At 39.1% G+C, this 21,857-nt stretch carries 18 protein-coding genes; 14 read left to right on the top strand and 4 right to left on the bottom strand.

What is annotated here, in order from left to right; all coding sequences use genetic code 11:
• From QE450_RS03750 to QE450_RS03775, 6 genes are all read left to right on the top strand, one after another.
• Window positions 1-1,791, top strand: coding sequence for a cache domain-containing sensor histidine kinase (locus QE450_RS03750; RefSeq protein WP_307297068.1), 1,791 nt, complete (start codon window positions 1-3; stop codon window positions 1,789-1,791).
• Between the two features lie 28 nt (window positions 1,792-1,819).
• Entirely contained in the window at window positions 1,820-3,424 is a 1,605-nt protein-coding gene (locus QE450_RS03755; RefSeq protein WP_307297071.1) for a response regulator, read from the top strand.
• 185 nt (window positions 3,425-3,609) lie between these two features.
• Entirely contained in the window at window positions 3,610-4,776 is a 1,167-nt protein-coding gene (locus QE450_RS03760; protein ID WP_307297073.1) for an ABC transporter substrate-binding protein, read from the top strand.
• 230 nt (window positions 4,777-5,006) lie between these two features.
• The gene (locus QE450_RS03765) at window positions 5,007-5,891 is read left to right on the top strand and encodes a carbohydrate ABC transporter permease (protein WP_273615481.1); all 885 of its coding nucleotides are present in this window, start codon (window positions 5,007-5,009) and stop codon (window positions 5,889-5,891) included.
• A 17-nt stretch (window positions 5,892-5,908) separates the two neighbouring features.
• Window positions 5,909-6,721 carry a carbohydrate ABC transporter permease gene (locus QE450_RS03770; protein ID WP_273615482.1) on the top strand — a complete coding sequence of 271 codons (813 nt, stop codon included), beginning with the start codon at window positions 5,909-5,911 and terminating at the stop codon, window positions 6,719-6,721.
• Between the two features lie 87 nt (window positions 6,722-6,808).
• A complete protein-coding gene (locus tag QE450_RS03775; RefSeq protein ID WP_307297079.1) occupies window positions 6,809-8,572 on the top strand; it encodes a glycoside hydrolase family 2 protein in 1,764 nt (587 codons plus the stop codon).
• 137 nt (window positions 8,573-8,709) lie between these two features.
• Here QE450_RS03775 and QE450_RS03780 read toward each other — a convergent pair whose 3' ends face one another.
• Window positions 8,710-9,399 carry an SDR family NAD(P)-dependent oxidoreductase gene (locus QE450_RS03780; RefSeq protein ID WP_307297082.1) on the bottom strand — a complete coding sequence of 230 codons (690 nt, stop codon included), beginning with the start codon at window positions 9,397-9,399 and terminating at the stop codon, window positions 8,710-8,712.
• Window positions 9,400-9,557: 158 nt separating this feature from the next.
• Between QE450_RS03780 and QE450_RS03785 the strand changes: the two genes are divergently transcribed.
• The 5 genes from QE450_RS03785 (at window position 9,558) to QE450_RS03805 (ending at window position 16,505) form a co-directional block, all read left to right on the top strand.
• The gene (locus QE450_RS03785) at window positions 9,558-10,142 is read left to right on the top strand and encodes a TetR/AcrR family transcriptional regulator (protein ID WP_307297085.1); all 585 of its coding nucleotides are present in this window, start codon (window positions 9,558-9,560) and stop codon (window positions 10,140-10,142) included.
• A gap of 233 nt (window positions 10,143-10,375) precedes the next feature.
• Window positions 10,376-11,929, top strand: a complete 1,554-nt coding sequence (locus QE450_RS03790) for a PTS transporter subunit EIIC (protein ID WP_307297086.1) — start codon at window positions 10,376-10,378, stop codon at window positions 11,927-11,929.
• The gene (locus QE450_RS03795; RefSeq protein WP_273615485.1) at window positions 11,904-12,749 is read left to right on the top strand and encodes a PRD domain-containing protein; all 846 of its coding nucleotides are present in this window, start codon (window positions 11,904-11,906) and stop codon (window positions 12,747-12,749) included. The genes QE450_RS03790 and QE450_RS03795 overlap by 26 nt, the downstream gene beginning before the upstream one ends.
• 486 nt (window positions 12,750-13,235) lie before the next feature.
• The gene (locus tag QE450_RS03800) at window positions 13,236-14,747 is read left to right on the top strand and encodes a glycoside hydrolase family 68 protein (protein WP_307297090.1); all 1,512 of its coding nucleotides are present in this window, start codon (window positions 13,236-13,238) and stop codon (window positions 14,745-14,747) included.
• Between the two features lie 153 nt (window positions 14,748-14,900).
• Complete coding sequence (locus tag QE450_RS03805) at window positions 14,901-16,505, top strand: glycoside hydrolase family 32 protein (protein WP_307297093.1); 1,605 nt, start codon at window positions 14,901-14,903, stop codon at window positions 16,503-16,505.
• 76 nt (window positions 16,506-16,581) lie between these two features.
• Here QE450_RS03805 and hepT read toward each other — a convergent pair whose 3' ends face one another.
• From hepT to QE450_RS03820, 3 genes are all read right to left on the bottom strand, one after another.
• Complete coding sequence (hepT, locus tag QE450_RS03810) at window positions 16,582-16,983, bottom strand: type VII toxin-antitoxin system HepT family RNase toxin (RefSeq protein ID WP_307297095.1); 402 nt, start codon at window positions 16,981-16,983, stop codon at window positions 16,582-16,584.
• Complete coding sequence (mntA, locus tag QE450_RS03815) at window positions 16,980-17,393, bottom strand: type VII toxin-antitoxin system MntA family adenylyltransferase antitoxin (RefSeq protein ID WP_273615489.1); 414 nt, start codon at window positions 17,391-17,393, stop codon at window positions 16,980-16,982. Before mntA ends, hepT begins: the two co-directional genes overlap by 4 nt.
• Before the next feature lie 93 nt (window positions 17,394-17,486).
• The gene (locus QE450_RS03820) at window positions 17,487-17,927 is read right to left on the bottom strand and encodes a GNAT family N-acetyltransferase (protein ID WP_273615490.1); all 441 of its coding nucleotides are present in this window, start codon (window positions 17,925-17,927) and stop codon (window positions 17,487-17,489) included.
• A gap of 194 nt (window positions 17,928-18,121) precedes the next feature.
• Between QE450_RS03820 and QE450_RS03825 the strand changes: the two genes are divergently transcribed.
• The 3 genes from QE450_RS03825 (at window position 18,122) to QE450_RS03835 (ending at window position 21,644) form a co-directional block, all read left to right on the top strand.
• Window positions 18,122-18,313, top strand: coding sequence for a hypothetical protein (locus QE450_RS03825; protein WP_301261515.1), 192 nt, complete (start codon window positions 18,122-18,124; stop codon window positions 18,311-18,313).
• Between the two features lie 167 nt (window positions 18,314-18,480).
• Complete coding sequence (locus tag QE450_RS03830; protein ID WP_274170506.1) at window positions 18,481-19,920, top strand: amidase; 1,440 nt, start codon at window positions 18,481-18,483, stop codon at window positions 19,918-19,920.
• Between the two features lie 188 nt (window positions 19,921-20,108).
• Window positions 20,109-21,644, top strand: coding sequence for a methyl-accepting chemotaxis protein (locus QE450_RS03835; protein ID WP_307297101.1), 1,536 nt, complete (start codon window positions 20,109-20,111; stop codon window positions 21,642-21,644).
• The last annotated feature ends 213 nt before the right edge of the window (window positions 21,645-21,857 follow it).

Genomic DNA, 21,857 nt, shown 5'->3' on the forward strand with positions numbered 1-21,857 from the left:
ATGCAGATATCTATCAAAAATTGGATTCGTCGCTGGAAAAATATGCGATTAGTTACCCGGTTGATTATTATGAATATTACATTAATTTCGATTCCATTGATCATTTCTTCATGGATTTCTAGTATAGGGTACTCGGATTCGATTCAAACCAATGCAGGTCAATATCAGGCAGATGTAGTGCGCGAATTCACATCGAATTTGGATGCGTATATGAATGAGTTAGTCTTATTATCTGTATTGCCGTATCAATCGCCAGAAATTATGGATTATCTAGAACAGGATACACAAGATCAAGTGATTGATCGATATGAAGATCGCTTATTGTTGGAAAGCTTTGTGCGGCGTATTCGGGTGAATGGACGTGTCGATATTGCAGGCGTCGCTTTATTTACCAATCATACACATTCTTCATATGTAGAATTGCCGGATAGTCCGGGCAGATTTGCAGAATCAGGCGATCGAGAACGATTATTAGCGTTAGATACTGAATTGTCAGGCAAAGGGTATTTTATCGCTCCTCATGCAGTATTATCGGATAATGGAACGGTCTATCAAGTGTTTTCGATTGCTCGTAAAATTCGTAGTCTGGATAATGGCCAAGAATTAGGCGTGCTAGTGATTGATGTGCCTGCCGAGACATTGACTGATCGGATTACACATCTGGCAGGTTCGCCTACATCGTTATTTGCAATGATCGATCAGCATAAGCAATTGATTTATAAAAGCCCTTCTTTTCCTGTCGACGATTCTACGCTACAGCAGTATGGAGGAGAAGGTACGTTAACGATTCATAATGGCAAGCAATCGGTACTGCTCACGTATCAGACCTCACCTGTGACTCATTGGACCGTACTGCAAGCAGTTCCTGTAGCAGTATTGGTACAAGATGCCGAGCAGGTTAATCGGCAAATGATCTGGTTAGGCGGAATCTGTCTGATTATCTCGGTCATTGTATCTATCTTTCATGCGATGCGAATTACAAGACCGCTTAGTGTACTACGCGATTCTATGAAACTTGTAGAACGTGGAGAGTTTGATATTACGTTACCTGTTCATCAAACAGATGAAATCGGTCATTTGAGTCGTACTTTTAATATTATGGTATCCCGTCTAGGGACTTTAACTTATCGATTATATGAAACAGAGATTCGGGAAAAAAATGCGCAGATTGCTTCACTTCAAAGCCAGATCAATCCTCATTTTTTGTACAATACACTCGGTTCGATCAGTATGTATGCGGAGCTTGAAGGCAATCGTGAAGTGGTTCAAATGACCAATCATCTCAGTGCATTACTCCGGTATAGTATTGGCAGTGATCATAGTGAAGTGACGATCGAGCAAGAACTGGATCATGTCCGAGGATACCTTTCGATTCAGCGTATTCGGTATGATGAGCGCTTAACGTATACGATTCATGCAGACCCATCGCTGTTATCCAGCCCTATTATTCGTCTGACACTACAACCATTAGTAGAAAATGCAATTATTCATGGCTTAGAACGAGGGCGTGGTGATATTTATATTCAGATAAACGTTCATATAGAGCAGGAGCAGATTCAGATAGATGTGATTGATAACGGCCCGGGGATGGAGCAAGAATGGATCGAAGAACAACATCGTCATATGGAAGCCGGTATTTTGCCAGAAGGCCCGGGAGGTCATGGATTGGTCAATGTTCATCGCAGAATTGCTCTCAAGTATGGCAATGATTATGGCATTACGTTGCATAATCGGGATGAAGGAGGACTGCGCGTTACTGTTGTGATGCCTGCATCTGACATGATCTATTAAGATGACTTGAAGAAAGGAGACTCTTCTTATGTATAACGTTTTAATTGTTGATGATGAGATGATTTTTCGCAAAGGAATAACTCATTTAATTCATGAATCTAATCTGGAATGGACAGTTATCGGTGAAGCCAGAGATGGATTGGAAGCGCTGGAAATGATTCAGTCTCAACGTCCTCATCTGGTAATTACCGATATACGGATGCCTCGTATGGATGGTATTCAACTGCAAGCAACACTGGCAGAACAGTATCCTACTATTCGCTGTATTGTGCTAAGTGGACATAATGATTTTGAGTATGCTCGCAGTTCGATTCGTAGCGGCGCTAGAGATTATTTGCTCAAACCGGTGAATAAAGAAGAACTGTATACCGCATTATGCAAAGTAGAAGCAGAATTGAGCAAAGAAAGTGAATCCCAATCTGTAGTAGAACATATGCCCAGTCAGCAAGTCATTAGACAGCAGTTATTGAGTAGTCTGATTCATGGCAATATAGCTTATGATGAAGGTGAGTTATTCGATCAAGCCAGTATTTCTTTTCCTCATAACGGAATATATTGTCTGATTGTGCAATTGGATCGAGATTCGGTTACAGAACAGCGTTATCGTCAGAATGATCCTGAGTTATTCTTTTTGTATATTCAGCAATTTGTACGTGAGATGATCATAGAACCTTTACAAGGATACACATTTATAGATCATCATAAAGTGATTGCTCTGATCAATAGTGATCGAAATGAAGCCACAGCACAGCAAATCAGATCATTGTCAGGACAATTAATTCGCACTATTAAGCGCATCTCTCAAATGACCGTTACGATTGGGATCGGTGGCGGAGTAGATGACCTAGAATCGGTACCGAAATCTTATCGTGAAGCAGAGACTGCTCTGTTATATCGCTTAATTTCGGGAGGAGATCAAGTGCTAGTCTATGAATCTTCAGCGACGAATACGATGCCGTTATCTCGATTGCAAGCAGCAGACAGACACTTTTTGGAACAGTTATTAGCACAGGAAAATGGACAAGAATTAACAAGACAAGTGCAAGCTTTTATCGAACGATTATGCAGGCAAATGAATCATCCAGAAGTGATCCAGCAACAAATATGCAAAATATTATTAGAGTGTTATGAGATTGCACTGGATTACAAAGTACTTAGCGAATGGCTAAATAAGCAGGATATGGGTATGATTTTGCAACATGTGTTGTTGATTAATGAGCGTCAGCAACTCGCACAATATTGCGGAGAATTATTGTATTCGTTATATGATCTGATTCAGCGCAAAGAAGGGCATGTGATCCATGCGGTTGATCAGGTGGTGCGTTACCTTGAAGAACATTACGCAGAGCCGATCACTCTAAGTTTAATGGCAGAAAAAGTCTACTTGAATGCTTCTTATCTCAGTAGTCTGTTCAAACATCGATTAGGGCATTCATTTGTCGAAGTGCTGACAGAGATACGAATTCGAGAAGCGATCAAGCGATTGATTCATACCGATGAGAAAATTGCTACGATTGCTTATGATACAGGATTTGTGAATATTCGCCATTTTAATCGAGTATTCAAAACAGAAACGGGTACTACACCCAAGCAGTATCGGGATAGTCGTCGTCATTACCAACATCCTGTGTAATTTACAGATAGATTCTTTAATTATGATCTGCAATAAAGAACTGCTTCACTAGACAGACCTAAATATATGTCTATAGCATCGAAAAAAGCGTCATGGTTCCCCCTTAAAGAATGAATTAAGATTCTAAATGTAAGCGTTATCTAAAAAACGCACATACTTATTTATTCGATAAGGGGGTTGTATTAATGAGAAAAACAAAAGGTATTCAAGCCGGATGTATATTGCTGATGGCGATGTTGATCTTATCTGCTTGTGCTGGAGGGAGCGCACCTGCCAGCAGTTCGGAAAGTGGTAAAACAGGCGGTAAAACACAAATTTCATTCTGGACACCATTCAGTGGTGGCGATGGAGAATTTATGACGGCTATGGTCGATAAGTTCAATCAGGAAAATCCAGATATTCAAGTCGAACAACTGAGTAATCGCTCAGAAGATTATTATACCAAATTACAAACTTCTTTAGCTTCCGATCAAGCACCTGATCTAGCGGTATTGCACTCCTCGCGGATGCCTCAATTTGTACCTGCTGGTTATGTGACTCCACTGGATGATCTTGCCGCAGGTTCCAAAGTCAACTGGGATGAATTTAATCCTACAATTCTAGAATCTACGATCTATGATGGTAAGCATTACTCGATTCCATTAGATACCCATGCCATCGTAATGTATTACAACAAAACATATCTGGAAAAAGCAGGTGTGTTGAAAGATGGCAAACCCGTATACGACCCATCACCAGAAGGATTCACTGCATTTCTAACCAAAATTAAAGAGGCTGTTCCAGCAGATGTCGCTCCACTAGCACAACCTAGCGTACGGATTGATGCTTACTGGATGTTCTGGGGATTCTATAACCAGTTAACCGGTGGCGGTAAGTTCTATGATGACAATGGCCAAGCAGCGCTTAACAATCCACAAGCTCAGCAAGCATTAGAATACGTGAACAGCTTATATACATCCAAATTAATTCCACCGAATGTGAATGATGCGGTGAAGTTATTCCAAGATCAACGAGCGGCTGTATTGATTACAGGAGTATGGAGTACCGGTTCATTTGAAAATATTAAAGGATTAGACTTTGCGGTTGTACCGATGCCACAAATCTATGATCAACCTGCTACATGGGGCGATTCGCATACATTAGCGTTGCCCAAACACAGTCAGGAAGATCCAGCCAAACAACAAGCAGCATTAACGTTTGCGAATTGGTTAGCAGAGCATGGAGATATGTGGGCAAAAGCAGGGCATATTCCAAGCGTTACCAAAGTACTGGATTCTAAAGAGTTCAAAGATATGCCATATCGTAGCGATTATGCTCAATCGGCTGACTTTGTAAATATACTGGCCTCGTAACGAAAAACAAGGACAGGTCAACGATAATGTTGTGAAAGAATTTGAAAAAATGTTAGCAGGTCAGCAAGATCCAGCGACTACCCTTCAAAAAGCAGATGCTTCGACAAACAAAATTACCGGCAAATAAAGATAGCAAGAGGGAGCAATAAGTCATAACAAAAGAAGCGGAGCGATATCAAGATCATACCGCTTCTTTTGTTTGATCTTACTTTGGAAAGGAGTAGACGATTATGGGCACCAAATCTTTAGCGCATCAAGGATGGATAACAGGCATATTAATGATTTTGCCGTATACGATTTTCTTTGCGCTCTTTTCTTTATTTCCGATTTTGTACGGGTTACGTATTAGCTTTTATGATTGGTCTTTGCTAGGAGATAAAGTGTTTGTAGGATTTCAAAACTATACTAACTTAATCGCAGATGAAGAGTTCCGTAGTAATTTGATGCATACCGTAATATTTACAATCATCAGTGTGCCATTAGTCAGTGGAATTGGTCTACTGTTAGCTATTCTGGTTCATGGGATACGTCGTGGACAGTCTTTTTTCCGAATTTCTGTTTTCATGCCATATGTATTATCTGTTTCTGTGATCTCTAGTATTTGGGTGATTTTTTTACAGCCGTATACAGGATTGTTTAATCAGATTTTGCGTGCATTAGGACTGATTCATGAAGAGATTTTCTGGTTGTCACAACCGACCCTGGCTTGGGCGGCTATTATTATGTCTACTATCTGGTGGACAGTAGGGTTTGTATTTATTTTATTTCTAGCAGGGCTTCAAGATATTCCAGCCTCTTTTTATGAAGCAGGGCAGATCGAAGGGGCGAATCGCTGGCAGACGTTCTGGTATATCACTTTGCCATCATTATCACGCATTACGATACTGGTGATTGTGCTTCAGACTATCGCTTCGTTCAAAATCTTTGGTCAATCCAAATTGATTACAGGCGGAGGGCCAGCAGGAGCAACCAAAACGGTCGTATTCTCGATTTATGAAAATGGATTTCAAACGTTCCAGATGGGATATGCGTCAGCAATTGCTTTTGTGCTTATGATCGTTATTCTAGTGATCTCTTTAGTGCAGACCTTTATTTTGCGGAGACTGGAATCTTAGAAAGGAGAGAGTCATCTATGATGGATCGTATTTATTATTATTTTATTCGTATTGTAGCTGTCGTACTGGCGATATTTTTTCTGATCCCTGTCGTCTGGATGTTAGCTTTATCGTTTACGCCAGAAGGAGAAAATGTATTTGGTAATGGATTTCATCTTTCATTTGCAAACTACGAGAAAGTATTGAGTCAAGCTCCCATCTTCGGTTGGATGGGCAACAGCTTAATGGTGTCTGTGATCACCACAGCGCTTGTACTGATCTTATCTTCGATGGCGGCTTATGCATTTTCTCGGATTACGTTTCCGGGTAGTAAATTTATGTTTCTTTTGTTTTTATCCGGACTGATGATTCCAGCAGAAGCGACATTGATTCCGCTGTATCTTTTTATGAGAGATCTAGGTCTGCTTGGCACACGAACTTCTCTTATTTTGCCTGCGGTTGCGGGACCGATGGGTATTTTTATCCTCAAGCAATTTTTTGATGGATTACCGAAAGACCTTGAAGAAGCAGCTCGGATTGATGGAGCCGGATTTTTTAAAGTCTGGTATAGCATCTTTTTACCGTTGTCTCGTCCTGCCTTAGCGGCTTTAGGTATTTTTAGCTTTATCGGTGCATGGAATGATTATGTATGGCCACTGATCTCGATTTCGGACAAAGCTTATATGACGATTACTTTAGGATTGCCGATGTTCCAGAGTTCTTATGTACAGCAGTATGCCCTTCCAATGACTGCTAATGCGCTGGCAGCGATTCCGGTATTGATTGTATTTTTAATTTTCCAGAAGCAGATTATTAAAGGAATTGCGTTTACAGGTGGTAAAGAGTTATAAAGTCAGTATTTTGAGTAGTTAACGAATAAGAATATAGTTGAAGCATCATTATACAAGCGCTTACCATTCAAAGGAGGAATTACAATTATGACTGCAACAACAACTCGCTCTGAATATCCAAGACCACAATTTGAACGAGCAGACTGGATCAATCTAAATGGAACATGGGAATTTGCATTTGACGATGAGCGTGTCGGTGATCAGCAGAAATGGCATCTGGATCGACAAGATGTATTTGATCAAAGTATTCAAGTTCCTTTTACTTTTCAAAGTGAACTGAGTGGTATCGGGGATACAGGATTTCATGATCTGGTCTGGTATCGCAAATCTATAGAAGTGCCAGCGGATTGGAAAAGCAAACGAATGATTTTACATTTTGGAGCGGTGGATTATACAGCGACTGTGTGGATCAATGGAAAATGGGCGGCATTTCATGAAGGTGGACATACTCCTTTTCAAGCGGATATTACCGAACTATTAGAAGCAGATCATAACGAAATCGTATTGCGTGTAGAAGATTATAGTCAAGATGTGACATTACCGCGGGGCAAGCAATACTGGAAAGAAGACTCGGCTAGCATTTTCTATACCCGTACTACCGGTATCTGGCAGACGGTATGGCTCGAAGCGGTTGAACCTGCTCATATTCGCAAAGCTAAATTTACGGCTGATATTGATCAGAATGAAATCAAAGTGCGGTTATTTTATTCTCCAGCGACAATGCAAAAAGAATTACGGACACGATTAACGATTACATTTGCAGGCGAGTTTGTCGCACAAGATGAATTTGTAGTGACCCATACAGAACATACACGTTCGATTGGTTTACATGATTTTAACGATCATGAACTGGGACACTGGTGGTCACCGGAAAAACCGCATCTATACGATATTCAGCTAGAGTTAGTAGAGCAGGATGTTGTTATTGATTCTGTGCAATCGTACTTTGGGATGCGTAAAATTTCGATAGAAAATGGAAAGCTTCATTTAAATAATCGTCCATACTTTCTACGTCTAGTACTCGATCAAGGTTATTTCCCTGATGGAATCTTAACTGCACCGTCGGATGAAGCATTTATTCAAGACATCGAATTAACGCAAGCGATGGGCTTTAATGGAGTGCGTAAGCATCAGAAAATGGAAGATCCACGCTTTCTATACTGGTGTGATCGCAAAGGTCTGCTAGTATGGGGAGAAGCGGCGAATGCTTATAATTATTCAGAAGAATACGTACGCCGTTTTACACAGGAATGGCAAGAAGTGCTTGAGCGTGATTATAATCATCCATCGATTGTGGTCTGGGTACCGATGAATGAAAGCTGGGGCATCCCCAATGTGAAAAATGACCAGCGTCAACAACAGCATGGACTAACACTATATCATTTAACCAAGTCACTCGATGACACTCGTCCTGTTATTTATAATGATGGCTGGGAAATGATGGAGACTGATCTGGTAGCGATTCATGATTATGCATGGCAAGAAGAAGTATTGGATGAACGTTATGCTTCGATTGAAAAGGCTGTACATAGTCTACCCGGTAATCGTGAGATTTTTGTCGGCGGAGCAACGTATCAAGGGCAACCGATTCTGATCACAGAATTTGGCGGAATCGCGTATAAAAAAAGTGAGTGGGAAGGCTGGGGCTATTCAGGTGCAGACAACGATGAAGATTATCTACAACGCTTAGCCGCTGTTATTCGTCCACTACATCGCTCTCCGATCGTGCAAGGATTCTGTTATACTCAGCTCACCGATGTAGAGCAGGAGATCAATGGTCTAGTTACATATGACCGTAAGCCCAAAGTGCCGCTCGAAGATATTCGCCGTATCGTTATGAACTTATCCTAAATATATACATGATCCTTTATTATAAGTAGACAAAAGTGTTGCTCTATACCTGACTATATGAGTCTAAGGTATAGAGCAACACTTTTTGCATATCATCTACCAAAATCTTTTAAGGATATACAAATACATAAAAACTTTTAGAAAACCAGAGTTTGTGGAGTAACGCCTTTAGGATATTCTTCTTCCCAAGATTTTTTCTCACTATATGCCTTATACCACATACCTGAAATCACATCTGGGTCATTGACTGTACCAGATCCTGCTTCTTTAATAATTAATCCTAATGAACGATGAGCAACAAAAATACCTTTTGATGAAATTTCATTATGAAGGTTGGTAATATAATTTCGTAACCCTGACATAGCAATACCTACATTTCCCATCATGGGTATAGGATAAAAGGCAGATAACCCTGTTGTAAATAATAAACTGCCTTCATTTCTAGCTAACATGGCAGGTAAAACAGAATTGACAACATTAATTGCACTTAATACGTAGCCTTCGAAAGAGTCTTTTGCATTTTCGATTGTTAAATCCAATACAGATGTTGGAGGAAAATTACTTGAAGTAGGGCTAAATTCAACTACATCAATTTGACCGTATTTTTCTTCTATCTCTGAAATAGCTTTTTCAATTTGGTGCTTTTCATGAATATCAGCTACAAAATAAGCCGCCTCAATACCTTTACTATTTAACTCGTCAACCATTTCTTGTAGTTTATCAGCATTACGTGCAACCAACGCAATACGAAAATCATGTGCTCCAAATGTTTTAGATAAAGATAATCCTAAGCCCTTGCCTGCACCAATAATAACTAAAGTTTTCATATCAAGTTCTCCTTTTATAAAATATAAATGTTGAATTAATGATAGTTGAATTGTAGTTTTCATAATTAGACTATACAATGGTCAATATTCATCAAAACAACATATAATGAAAAAAAATTATAAATATGCTTATTATTTTAAAGAAAAGAGGACTATTTTTGATTAAACCAAAAATTGATTTGCGAATTTTAAAAACAAGAAAAGCCATAAAAGAATCTTTTTTAAGATTAGTTCAAACTAAAGAGTATGAACGTATAACGATACAAGATATTGCTAACCAGGCTATGATTAACCGAAATACATTTTACTTACATTACGAAGATAAATCGAAATTGATGGAAAATATATGTCAGGAAAGTATCGAAAAGCTAAATGTGTGTATTCCTTTAGAAAGTGAAAGAGTAGAAGAAGCAGATAGAGAAAGGTTTATTTCGAGTTTGATTCTAATGCTTACTATGATTAAAGAGGACAATTTATTGTACAAAACAATGCTTAGCGAAAACGTACAACCCCATTTTACAGGTCATCTAAAAGAAGCTTTTAAAAAAATCATTGTTAATGGTCTGGCTTATCAAACATATGATCAAAAAATGGAAGTAAGCTTAGAATATATAGTTTCAGGATTAGTAGGCGTAATATGTATGTGGATTTCTAATTCTGACAATCTAGATATTGAAGTTGTGATTGAACAACTAAGCGAAATACATTTTAGCAACATAGTAGAGGTTGCTAAAAAACATTAAATCATGCTGAGAATAATAAGGATTAATCAATAACAGGTCAACTATGTAAACTATAGTTGACCTGTTACTGAAATTCACACGAAAGATTGTCATAATCCGCAAACTATCCTATACTACAAAGTTGTTACTTTATACATTTTATGAACATTTCAGAATATTCCCAAACTACGCTACGATCCAAAGATAAGTAGGCTTATTCGTTCTGGATTCAACCCGATAAAGGAGGAATAGCGTTGTCAGATCAAAAAAATCTGCCATCTTCTCGTAAACGATATGCGCAGGGCAACCCGACCGAAGAGCTTGCTCGACGTCTTATCCATTTATCCGGTGGGCCTGATAATCTAGTAGAAGTGATGCACTGCACAACACGTATCCGATTGAAATTGAAAAATGATCATCCAATCAACGAGGCTGAACTGCAACAGATCAAAGAAGTGCAAAATATTAATAGATTGCCGGGGCAATTACAGATTATTGTCGGCCCTGAACTTGTCTATAAATTACATCGGAAAATGAATATTGTACTTCGTCAGCATGAACAATCAGCGCATCTACAGCCACCTGTAGAAGATCAAGCTGGTACAGCATCGCAAGTCGATCAGTTATCAGAATCCCAGTATTCCTATCGCAGACGGGGAATAGCCGGGCGTATTATACAGGTAGCGACGGTGTTTTCAGATATTTTGATTCCTATATTACCGTTATTTATAGCAGCAGGTATTTTATTAGGAATGGTTACAATTCTACAGTCTTCGAGCTGGGTAGCAGAAGATGCAGTATGGTTCCGATTACTCGGATTACTGACAAGTTCTGCTTTTCAAGTGATTAGTGTACTGTTCGGTTATCATGCAGTAAAACGATTTGGAGGTACTCCGGCGATAGGAGCAGTACTAGGTATTGCGATGTCTCAGCCTGATCTAGCGATCTTAATTGGTCATACAACTGTACAAGGCGTTAATACAATGGTAGCACCTCAATTTAGTTATCAAGGTGCAATGATGCCGATTATTCTAGCTTCATTAGTAATGGCATGGATAGAAAAAGGCATACGTCGTATTCTGCCACCCTCTGCATCTACACTTCTCGCTCCAGCGATCAGTCTAATTACAGGCGGTACGCTCGCTATTTTATTAATCAGTCCAATTGCGATCTGGCTTGGAGAATGGATAGGTCAGTGGCTAGAATATCTCTTCACGTACGGCGGAACATTGTTCGGATTTATTCTTGGTGGTATATATAGCACGATTGTATTAACCGGTCTACATCAAGGCATACAAGCGCTTGAGATTGCACTTATCTCAGACCCTCATGTAGGTGTTAATTTTCTATTGCCTATCTGGTCGATGGCGAATATGGCACAAGGCGGGGCAGGACTCGCTGTCTATTTGGCGACTCGTAATCCTGAATTAAGAAAAGTCGCTTTATCTGGATCGATTACCGCTTTTCTCGGTATTACAGAACCGATTGCGCTCGGGGTAAATCTCAAGTTAGGTCGCCCTTTTCTAAGTGCGGCGATCGGTGGAGCAGTCGGAGGCGCTTATGTCGGTCTGCATCATGTAGTAGCCAGCTCATTTGGATTAACAGGGATTCCTATGCTAGTCTATATTGTTCCTTTTGGAGAACTGAATTTTATTCATTATATGATAGGCTTTTTGCTCGCAGCCGGAATTGCGTTTTTGACGACTCTGTTGCTAGGGGTAGAAAAGCCAGCTTTTCGATACAATATCTCACATTTTGTTCGTAAATTCACAGGAGGAGCTTATGAAGATCAAAAAGATTCTCAATAATAATGCTGTGGTCGTCGATGATCATGGACAAGAAAAGATCGCTATGGGCGGCGGTATCTCTTTTGAAAAAGGGAAAAACGATATCGTAGATACCCAGCGCATCGAAAAGCTATTTGTATTGGAAGATCAAGAGCGTTACGGGTATCTTCAAGAAATGCTACAAAAGTTGCCTGAAGAAGAGATCGCTGTATCTGAACGGATTATTTCGTATGCAGAACAAGAATTACAAGTTTCTTTTAATGAACATATTCATATTGCCTTAACCGATCATTTGTCATTTGCTCTAGAACGTCTGCGCAATGGCATGATTATTCATAATACCTTATTAGAAGAGATTCGATTGCTGTATCCCGCAGAGTTTGAGATCGGGCTACATGCGAAGCAGTTGATTACACAGCACTTGCAGATCGATATTCCTGAAGATGAAGTCGGATATATTGCAATGCATATTCATACCGCACGAATGAATGCAGGAGCTCAAGAAACAGCGACAAGTATGGCTGCCATGATCAAAGATATGGTTAAAGATATCGAATACATGTTGCACCAACCACTGGATCATAAGTCAGCCGATTATGAGCGCTTGATCAGCCAACTGAAAAGTATTCTGCAAGAATATGAAAAAGATCAGCCAGGAAGTGAGCTTAATCGCGAGCTGATTCAGATTGCGGTAGAGAAATATAAAACATTATATGAGCAAGTAGAAGAGATGGCAGAGAATATGGAAGATGAATATGATTACACTTTTACAGAGAGTCAGTGCGTATTAATGACGATCGAAGTGAATCGTCTACGGGAAAGACTGGGTCATAGCTCCTGATAATATAAAAGAATTCACTTGTACAGTCGCTTATGATTCTGTGGATAGCGGAATAAAAGTCGCTAATCCCACCAAACATAACTATTCATATAGACTAACGACCCGAGTCGATAGGTTGCAGTTAATAGCATAAATATACAATTGACTAGGTACAAAGTATGGATAAATTCTTGCAGATTACAAAATTGTAAACTTTGAAACAGTGAAAATAAGACTAAATATCATGAAAATCAATGAAAATTTACAGAATTATCCTTTTTCCTCTTTTTGCAAATTGATTCATTCAGTCTATAGTGTGTTATCGATTTGCCCTATAGAATAAATGTCAGCAACAGCATATTCGGGTGTGTTACTGGTAAAGCAGGCAAGACCTAAAAACTCCGTGAGGAATCCGGGCGACAAGTGTCGTTCGTTCTTCAGAGGAATTTTTAGGTCTTTTTTGTGCGCCAAAACAGCCACAATTTGAAATTAGAGAGGAAGAACAAAATGAAAATCAAGAATTTCTCAAGAAAAACAGCCGCTATAATGATGGCAGCTACTATGCTAACAGGAGGAACTTCTGTTTTTGCAAGTGGTTCAGAATCAGATTACGGAAATGGTACACAGCCAACTCCGCCAACACCTGTTGTAGAAACACCATCATCTGTTTTTAATGATACTTATGGATTTACACATCTTACACGCTTTGATGCATTGAAAATAGCTAGTCAGCAAAAAGAATCTCGCTATCAAGTTCCACAATTTGATGCATCTACCATTCGCAACATTCCGTCTGCTAAAGGTAAAGATGCAAATGGCAATACGATTGATCTTGATGTATGGGATACATGGCCATTGCAAAATGCAGATGGTACTGTAGCGAACTATAATGGATATGAAGTCGTCTTTGGACTAGCAGGAGATCCAAAAGTATCGTCAGATACATTTATTTATCTGTTCTACAAAAAAGCAGGGGACCAATCATTAGATGCATGGAAAAATGCAGGTCGTGTATTTAAAGACAACGACAAAATGGTTCCTAACGATACGATCTTAAATAATCAATCTGAAGAATGGTCAGGTTCTGCGACAATGACCAAAGACGGCAAAGTGCGTTTGTTCTATACTAACCGTCAACCGTGGGATGTAGATAAAGGATTTTTTGGTAAACAAACATTAACCACTGCTCAAATCAATGTATCTGAACCTTCCAATGGAACACTTCAGGTCAACGGTGTAGAAGACCTCAAGTCTATTTTTGATGGTGATGGCAAAATGTATCAAACAGTTGATCAAGCATTCCGTGCGGGTGATTATTCCGATAACCACACATTAAGAGATCCGCATTATGTAGAAGACAATGGACACAAATATCTAGTATTTGAAGCGAATACAGGTTCTGAAACAGGTTATCAAGGTCAATCTATGTTCTCGAACAAAGCTTACTATGGTGGAGATGACGACTTTTTCAAATCAGAATACCAAAAAGTAATGAATAACCCGAGTCGTAATTACATGACGATTGCGAACGGTGCATTAGGTATTATTGAATTGAATAACGATTATTCTCTTAAAAAAGTAATGAAACCATTGATTGCTTCCAATACAGTAACCGATGAGATCGAACGTGCTAACATTTTTGAAAAAGACGGCAAATGGTACCTATTCACAGATACACGCGGTGCTAAAATGTTCGTAGATGGTGTTGATGCAGAAGATATCTATATGCTTGGATATGTAGCTGATTCGATTGATGGGCCTTACAAACCACTTAACGGTAGTGGACTGGTATTGCACCAAGATTTGAACAAACGTGATGTTACATGGAATTATGCTCACTTCGCAATTCCACAAGTAAAAGGCAACAAAGTCGTGATTACTAGCTATATGACCAACAGAGGATTCTATACCGATCATCATTCTACATTTGCACCAAGCTTTGAAGTAGAAATTGACGGCAGTGAAACCAAAGTCGTTCCTAATAGCATTTTAGAGCAAGGTCAAGTCACTTCTAATTAAATACGTTCTAATCAATAAGTCTTGAAGATTCAATAAAGAGACAGGAAAAGAAAATGTCCGTCAAAGAGCGGCATTTTCTTTTCCTTTATTGCTTTTATCTGTAGATTGAAATGCAGTCACAAAAAGGAAACACTAATATATGGAGGTGCTCACTTGAACAACAGCAACCATGCATCGAAATATCGCCGGACACTCGTTGTTCTCAGTGTGTTCGGATGTATTATATTAGGTGCTTTACTCTACTTTTTTACACAGACTAGTGCAAAAGGAAGCACTCAGAGTACTCAGAACAGTCTTCCTAACTATAGCGCTTCTAATACAAATGCAACATCTGTCAGTAGCGAACGTCCTGATTATCATTTTACAGTACCGGACAAATGGAAAAACGATCCGCAACGTCCTATTTATTTTAAAGGAAAGTATCACTACTATTATCTCTATAACAAAGATTATCCGAATGGCAATGGCACCGAATGGCGTCATGCTACTTCTACCGATCTGATTCACTGGCAAGATCATGGAGTAGCCATTCCTAAATATACAAATAAAAATGGTGATCCATGGTCAGGTTCTGTCGTTGTCGATACGAACAATACCGCTGGATTTGGTAAAAATGCTTTTATCGCTATCGTAACGCAACCTTCAGCTAATGGTGGAGCACAAGAACAGTATCTATGGTATAGCAAAAATGGAGGTAATACCTTTACGCCTTATGGAAAAAAACCTATTTTATCCAATCCCGGAACTGCGGATTTTCGTGATCCGAAAATAACATGGGATGCTCGTTCCAAACACTGGATTATGTTAATGGCAGAAGGAAACAAAATAGGCTTTTACACATCGACTAATTTGAAGCATTGGACGTATACCAGTGGATTTCTTACAGACAATGTAGGGATACTGGAATGTCCTGATCTATACCTCATGCAAGCCGCCAATGGAGCTTATAAATGGGTGCTGGGTGCGAGCGCTAATGGTCGCGGAGCAGGTAATCCAAATACGTATGCTTACTGGACAGGAAGTTTTAATGGCAAGAAATTTATAGCTGACCGCAAAGAACCGAAATGGTTGGATCATGGATTTGATTGGTATGCGGCAGTAACATTTGAAATTGCTGGAGCTTCTAATCCGTATGAACAACGTTATGCTTTTGGTTGGATGAACAATTGGGATTACGTGAACAATACACCGACGATGAAAGAAGGATTTAACGGCATGGATTCGATTGTTCGTAAAATACGACTTCGATTCAATGGTCAATCCTATGATCTATCTTCGCAACCGATCGGAGCAATCAGCCAGATTCCTGCATCTACCCAGACGGTTCAACGGATAGAAGTTGAAGGCACGGAAGCACTCCCTATAAGCGGAGCTTCTTATCAGTTAGATGCTGATATTTCATGGTCTGACTTGAAAAATGTAGGATTACGTCTACGAGAATCGGCGGACAAAAGCCGTCATGTGGATGTAGGAGTGTTCGTAGAAGGCAAGTATACGTATGTGAACCGAGCATACACCGGACATCCTGATACGAATGGAAAAAGTCTGGAAAGTCAGGCGGCATTTAATACCGATAAGAAAAAAGTTCATTTGAAAGTGTTAGTGGACAAAAATAGTATCGAAGTGTTTGTAGATGATGGTACAGTGGCATATTCGAGTCTGATTTTCCCGAACAAAGAAGATCAAGGAATCAGTCTATTTGCAGAAGGTGGCAAAGCCATTTTTGAAAATGTAGTCTTAAAACAATTTAATTCATAATCAATTAAGCCGAACCTTTTGAATCTCTATTCAATCAAAAGTGTTCGGTTTTTTTGATAACAGTATCTTTGATTCATTAAGCGCTGATCGCAGCAATAAACTTTTCGAAATCGTCCAATTGTTCTTCTATAATGCCTTGAATAATTTCTACCTGTACGCCTTGATAATCGTGAATAGCTATATTCCGAAAACCAACCATAGCTTTGATACTTTGGTTCAGTTCTTTATCCAATATTCCATTGCGAAAAAGCAGATCAAACACATCTCGACTGCTCTGCGGTACTCCAAGATGACGTTCAGAAATGATATGTATCGCCAGATCAAGACAAGCTTCGCAAGCCCGTTGAAGATTTAAAATAATCGAATCTTGCTTGGTATAGTTGAATAAATTATCTTCTTCGCCGGCATATTCTTCAAGAATACGGGCAACACAGCGACGAATCGTAGCCGTTTTGTTAAGTAAAATATCGTGATTCATAGCGTGCCTCTTTTCTCTATAAAGTGATCTAGTAGATATTGTCGCTTATCATTCAATTGTACATACTCGCGAAAAGCCTGCATATAGGAGAGTTGCCTTAGCAAAGGATTTTCTTCATATAATACAATTCCTGTAGTAGCGATTTGAATCTGAAATACAGTGCTTGCTTCTTGAAAATCAATCAAATCTACATCTCTATCCAATAAGTCGGCTACTTGTTGCCCAATCCGAAATCGCTGGTATGTCGATCTGCGTATAGAAGATAAATAAGCAATATCGATATCACTTTCAGGTCGCATCGTACCTTTGGCAACCGAACCAAAAATAATAATTGTATGAGCATCGCATCGGCTACGCAACTCTTCCACAATAAGGAGTTGTTGCTGTTGAGACAGAGATAATATAGACAAGTGCAACAACTCCTTGATTGTGTAAAGTTTTATTTTATAGTCAGTAGATCATGTATAATTACAGACTATTTCATGTTTATGAATAATCACCTATTATGATAATGATTTGGTGAACAAGACATGAGGAATATCTGATTCCAAAAATACATCAGAAGACTGTACATATCCTAAGCGCTCATAAAAAGCTGCTGCTTGTGTCTGACCATGTAATTTGGCTTGAGTTAGCCCTTGTTCTCTTGCTAATTGTTCCATATGGTCAACAAGCATTTTGCCAACACCATACTTACGGTATTCTTGTAATACACAGATACGCTCTAACTTGGCTACTCCTTCAACAACACGCAGACGTGAAGTCGCCACAGGTGTCTCACCATCATATACAATAATATGCGGAATAGTTGTACTTGCATTATCCCACTCATCGTATTCTTCGTCCAAAGGTACACCCTGTTCATTCACAAATACGGCTTTGCGAACAAACAGGCAATGATCCAATTCATATTCATTTTCGACTTGCTTAATCAGTAGTTCCATCTGTAGGCTCCATCCTTTACTTCGTATTCTATAGTGATGATTTCTGTTATTACTTCTATAATAAATATGTATAGATAAAGAAGTAATAGACTGTCTTTATATTTTAACGAAATGATGATAAATGTAAACCGCCCCATTTTACAGCATCCACCAAAGTCTGTTAAAATATTGAAAAGACGAAGGAGTTGAATAAGATGAATGAGATGTTTACTAATCTAGGAGACCGTCCACTTGATGAAAATGCACAAAGAGCCGCTCAATTCAAACATAAAGAACGAGAAAGCAGAGAACACAAAGGGTATTCTTTTCTATATGAAGCTACGAATTTGTTGATTGGCGTGGGTATACTGGCTGCTGTTGTAGGGATAGGTGTATGGTTAAGCTAATAGATAACGGATTACGATACCATTGAGCAAAAGAATCTGAATCTACATGTCAGGTTCTTTTTTTGTACATTATAATGATACATAGATACAGGTTAACATTTGCACAACAGACCAATCAATTATAGAATCGATAGAAGATTGTAAGCGAAGTTGAAAGGGGCACAGATATGATCGATTTTCCTTTACAAGAGGCACGTATTCGAGATCTGCAACAATGGATGGAGGCAGGAGAACAGACTTCTGTATCGTTAACCTCTTTATATATGCAGCGTATAGCAGAAATAGATCAGGATGGGCCGATGTTGCGATCTGTTATTGAACTGAATCCAGATGCTATCTATATGGCTACTCAAATGGATCAAGAACGAGCTCAAGGACATATTCGTAGTGAACTGCATGGCATACCTGTATTGATCAAAGACAATATTAATACAGGCGATCATATGCATACCAGTGCAGGATCGCTGGCATTAGCAGATTCATTTGCACCGGAAGATGCTTTTTTAGTGAAGCAATTACGCAACGCTGGAGCGGTTATTTTAGGCAAAACCAATCTAACTGAAATGGCGAACTTTATGGCTTTTAATATGCAAAATGGATATAGTGCTCGCGGAGGGCAGACTCTTAACCCGTATGGCCCCGGACGATTAGATGTAGGCGGTTCAAGCGCAGGCTCGGGAGCGGCTGTAGCAGCCAATCTATGTGCAGTCGCTGTAGGCACAGAGACATCAGGTTCGATTCTGAATCCATCAGGTAAAAACAGTCTGGTAGGTATCAAGCCTACACTGGGATTAATTAGCCGCACAGGAATTGTACCGATTACGTATACGCAAGATACAGCCGGGCCGATGGCAAGAAATGTAGAAGATGCAGCCATTTTGTTAAGTGCATTAACAGGCAAAGATGAACAAGATGTATCGACACAAATTTCACCAACACCTGCGCTTGATTATACCGCTTATCTTGATCCAGAAGGACTACGTGGAGCGAGAATAGGCATTAACCGGGCATTTGAACAGCAATGTAGTGACGAAGAAAAGTCAATTATCGAAGCGTCGATAGAAGCGATGTATCATGCTGGAGCAGTGATTATAGAACATACCGATCTTCCAGAAATTGTATCAGAAGACATGACAGTATTATTATACGAATTCAAGTCTGCTCTGAATAGTTATCTATCCACGTTAGGAGCACATTCCAGAATTCGTACACTGCAAGATATGATTGATTATAATCATCTTCATCATCAAGACGCTCTTAAATATGGGCAGGAGATTTTAATCAAAGCCCAGTATGAAACATCAGGTACATTAACAGAAGCCAAATACATTCAAGCACGTCTTAACAACTGGCGCCAGGCGCGTGAAGAAGGAATCGACCGTCTGCTTCAAGAACATCAGTTGGATGCCATCTTTACGCCATCCTGGCATACCGATGCACCAGCAGTAGGTGGTTATCCAGCGATTATTGTACCGGCAGGATATCGTAGAGACGGTATGCCTTTCGGAATCAGCTTTATGAGTACAGCGTACAAAGAACCTGACTTGATCCGAATCGCTTATGCTTTTGAAAAAACAGTACCTGCACGCAGAAGTCCAATGTTATAAGCTGTTCATATAGAAGAAAAAGGCAGTAATTCTGATCTCAGAGTTACTGCTTTTTTACGTGATTATTTATGCAAAAAAATAACTAAAAAATTTAGTGAATTAACTGTAAACTTTTTGCTGAATTTTGACGAAATAGTAAAATAGAACTATTTCACTAATGAGAATTCAACACATCGAAGGAGGCGCTTATGAACAGCGTATTAACACAAAATGACAAAACAAAAGCAACACCTTATGAAAGATTAGCTTCTAAGCTTTTGCTATATACATTGGCTATTATTTTAACCAGTTGTGTTCCTATTTATGGAGCAATGTATTTTCTTCATCTGGTTGATTTGTATGCATGGTTATATTTAATCGTTTGCGTATGTATTTTGGTACCAGCTGCTTTCTTTATTTTCAAAAAGACCAATCATTTATCTATAGGTAAATATCTATTAACACCATTATCATTTATCGCTTGTACGACAGTGATCTGGGTACTTCCTTCTCAAGCTTCATGGTCTGCTTTTCTAATCTATGTGACGCTTTCTGTCGTTTACTTGAATATGCGTGTAAGTATTGTAGCGACTATCTATGCTGTTGTTTTAGAAGCAGTGTTGCTAATATTTGATCCTATCGTTACAACGATCTCTGTATTGGATATTATTGTACTGGTGGTCGTAACGATCATGGTTGGATCTGCTGGTGTATCGATTTGTATTTTGGGTCAGAAAATGATGAGCAACTTGCATCAACAAAAAACGCAAATTGATAATTTACTTCAAGAAGTAGAACGTTCTGCACAAGAATTGACCGAGTTTGGCGGACAATTGCAACGTAATGCAGAAGATACCGATCGCATAGGTAAAGAATTAAATACAGGATTTAATGAAATTGCTAAAGGTATTGATTCCCAAGCAAGTAGTATTGGCGAAATTAATACATCGATGCAAAATTCAGAAACATTTATCCGCAATATTGGTAATACTGCTAATCATATGACAGAGCTTGCTGAACGAACTGCTTCCTTAACACGTTCAGGCAATGAGCAAGTGATCCGTCTACGTGAAGGTGTGCATGAAGTAGGGCAGACGATTGATAACACACATGCTGCAATGGATACTTTACGCAATTATGCACAAGAAATTTCTTCCGTTTCTCAAGCTATCGAAAATATAGCTCGTCAAACCAATATGCTGTCATTTAACGCAGGAATCGAAGCTTCACGCGCTGGAGAACATGGTCGTGGCTTCGCTGTTATCGCTACTGAAATTCGTGATCTAGCTAGTGAAGCACAGCAATCGACCGTCTTGATTACCGATATTTTGCATCGTATTCATGATCAGACAGAAGTAGTATCCGGTCGTATTCAGCAAGGGAAAGAAGCGATTGATGTGATTCAGCTCTCTGCGGAACAGACAGAATCATCTTTTGGAGATATTATGACAGAAGCTAATACAGTATCAGATCGCTCGGTAGAAATCGGTAGTATGATCAAAGAATTGATCGAAGGTATTCGCCATTCTGTATTAGAAACAGGCACGATCTCTGCCGTTACAGAACAATCGAGTGCTTCTATTGAACAAATGACTTCGAGCTTACAAGAACAATCAATACGAGTAAGCAGCATCGCAAACAGTATTGATGAGTTAAAACAATTGATCGATATATTAAATCATTCATTGGATCAAAATAATGCTCTAGTAGAAAGTGACGAAATTGTGTCTGAAAAAGCTTCTTAATTTGTCAATAAACGGACAAAATGTATTCAGATTCATGCATGATTTCGACAAAATAATTATAGGGGTATCTACTTGCTTTCTGTAAAACAAAGATCAAAAAGTGTTTTAAAACGATTGAACAAACACTACTCATGTGGTTTTCACATACGAGTAGTGTTTTTTTTAGTGGTAATTATGCACGTTGGGTCTTTTGACCAGTTTCTTATTATAAGG

It is taken from the genome of Paenibacillus sp. SORGH_AS_0306, assembly GCF_030819345.1.
In the GTDB taxonomy this organism is placed as follows: Bacteria; Bacillota; Bacilli; order Paenibacillales; family Paenibacillaceae; genus Saccharibacillus; species Saccharibacillus kyungheensis.

Bases quoted from the DNA above. Each gene is read 5' to 3' on its own strand.
- QE450_RS03750 (WP_307297068.1), top strand. From the start codon at position 1: ATGCAGATATCTATCAAAAATTGGATTCGTCGCTGGAAAAATATGCGA.
- QE450_RS03755 (WP_307297071.1), top strand. From the start codon at position 1,820: ATGTATAACGTTTTAATTGTTGATGATGAGATGATTTTTCGCAAAGGA.
- QE450_RS03760 (WP_307297073.1), top strand. From the start codon at position 3,610: ATGAGAAAAACAAAAGGTATTCAAGCCGGATGTATATTGCTGATGGCG.
- QE450_RS03765 (WP_273615481.1), top strand. From the start codon at position 5,007: ATGGGCACCAAATCTTTAGCGCATCAAGGATGGATAACAGGCATATTA.
- QE450_RS03770 (WP_273615482.1), top strand. From the start codon at position 5,909: ATGATGGATCGTATTTATTATTATTTTATTCGTATTGTAGCTGTCGTA.
- QE450_RS03775 (WP_307297079.1), top strand. From the start codon at position 6,809: ATGACTGCAACAACAACTCGCTCTGAATATCCAAGACCACAATTTGAA.
- QE450_RS03780 (WP_307297082.1), bottom strand. From the start codon at position 9,399: ATGAAAACTTTAGTTATTATTGGTGCAGGCAAGGGCTTAGGATTATCT.
- QE450_RS03795 (WP_273615485.1), top strand. From the start codon at position 11,904: ATGAAGATCAAAAAGATTCTCAATAATAATGCTGTGGTCGTCGATGAT.
- QE450_RS03800 (WP_307297090.1), top strand. From the start codon at position 13,236: ATGAAAATCAAGAATTTCTCAAGAAAAACAGCCGCTATAATGATGGCA.
- hepT (WP_307297095.1), bottom strand. From the start codon at position 16,983: ATGAATCACGATATTTTACTTAACAAAACGGCTACGATTCGTCGCTGT.
- QE450_RS03820 (WP_273615490.1), bottom strand. From the start codon at position 17,927: ATGGAACTACTGATTAAGCAAGTCGAAAATGAATATGAATTGGATCAT.
- QE450_RS03825 (WP_301261515.1), top strand. From the start codon at position 18,122: ATGAATGAGATGTTTACTAATCTAGGAGACCGTCCACTTGATGAAAAT.
- QE450_RS03830 (WP_274170506.1), top strand. From the start codon at position 18,481: ATGATCGATTTTCCTTTACAAGAGGCACGTATTCGAGATCTGCAACAA.
- QE450_RS03835 (WP_307297101.1), top strand. From the start codon at position 20,109: ATGAACAGCGTATTAACACAAAATGACAAAACAAAAGCAACACCTTAT.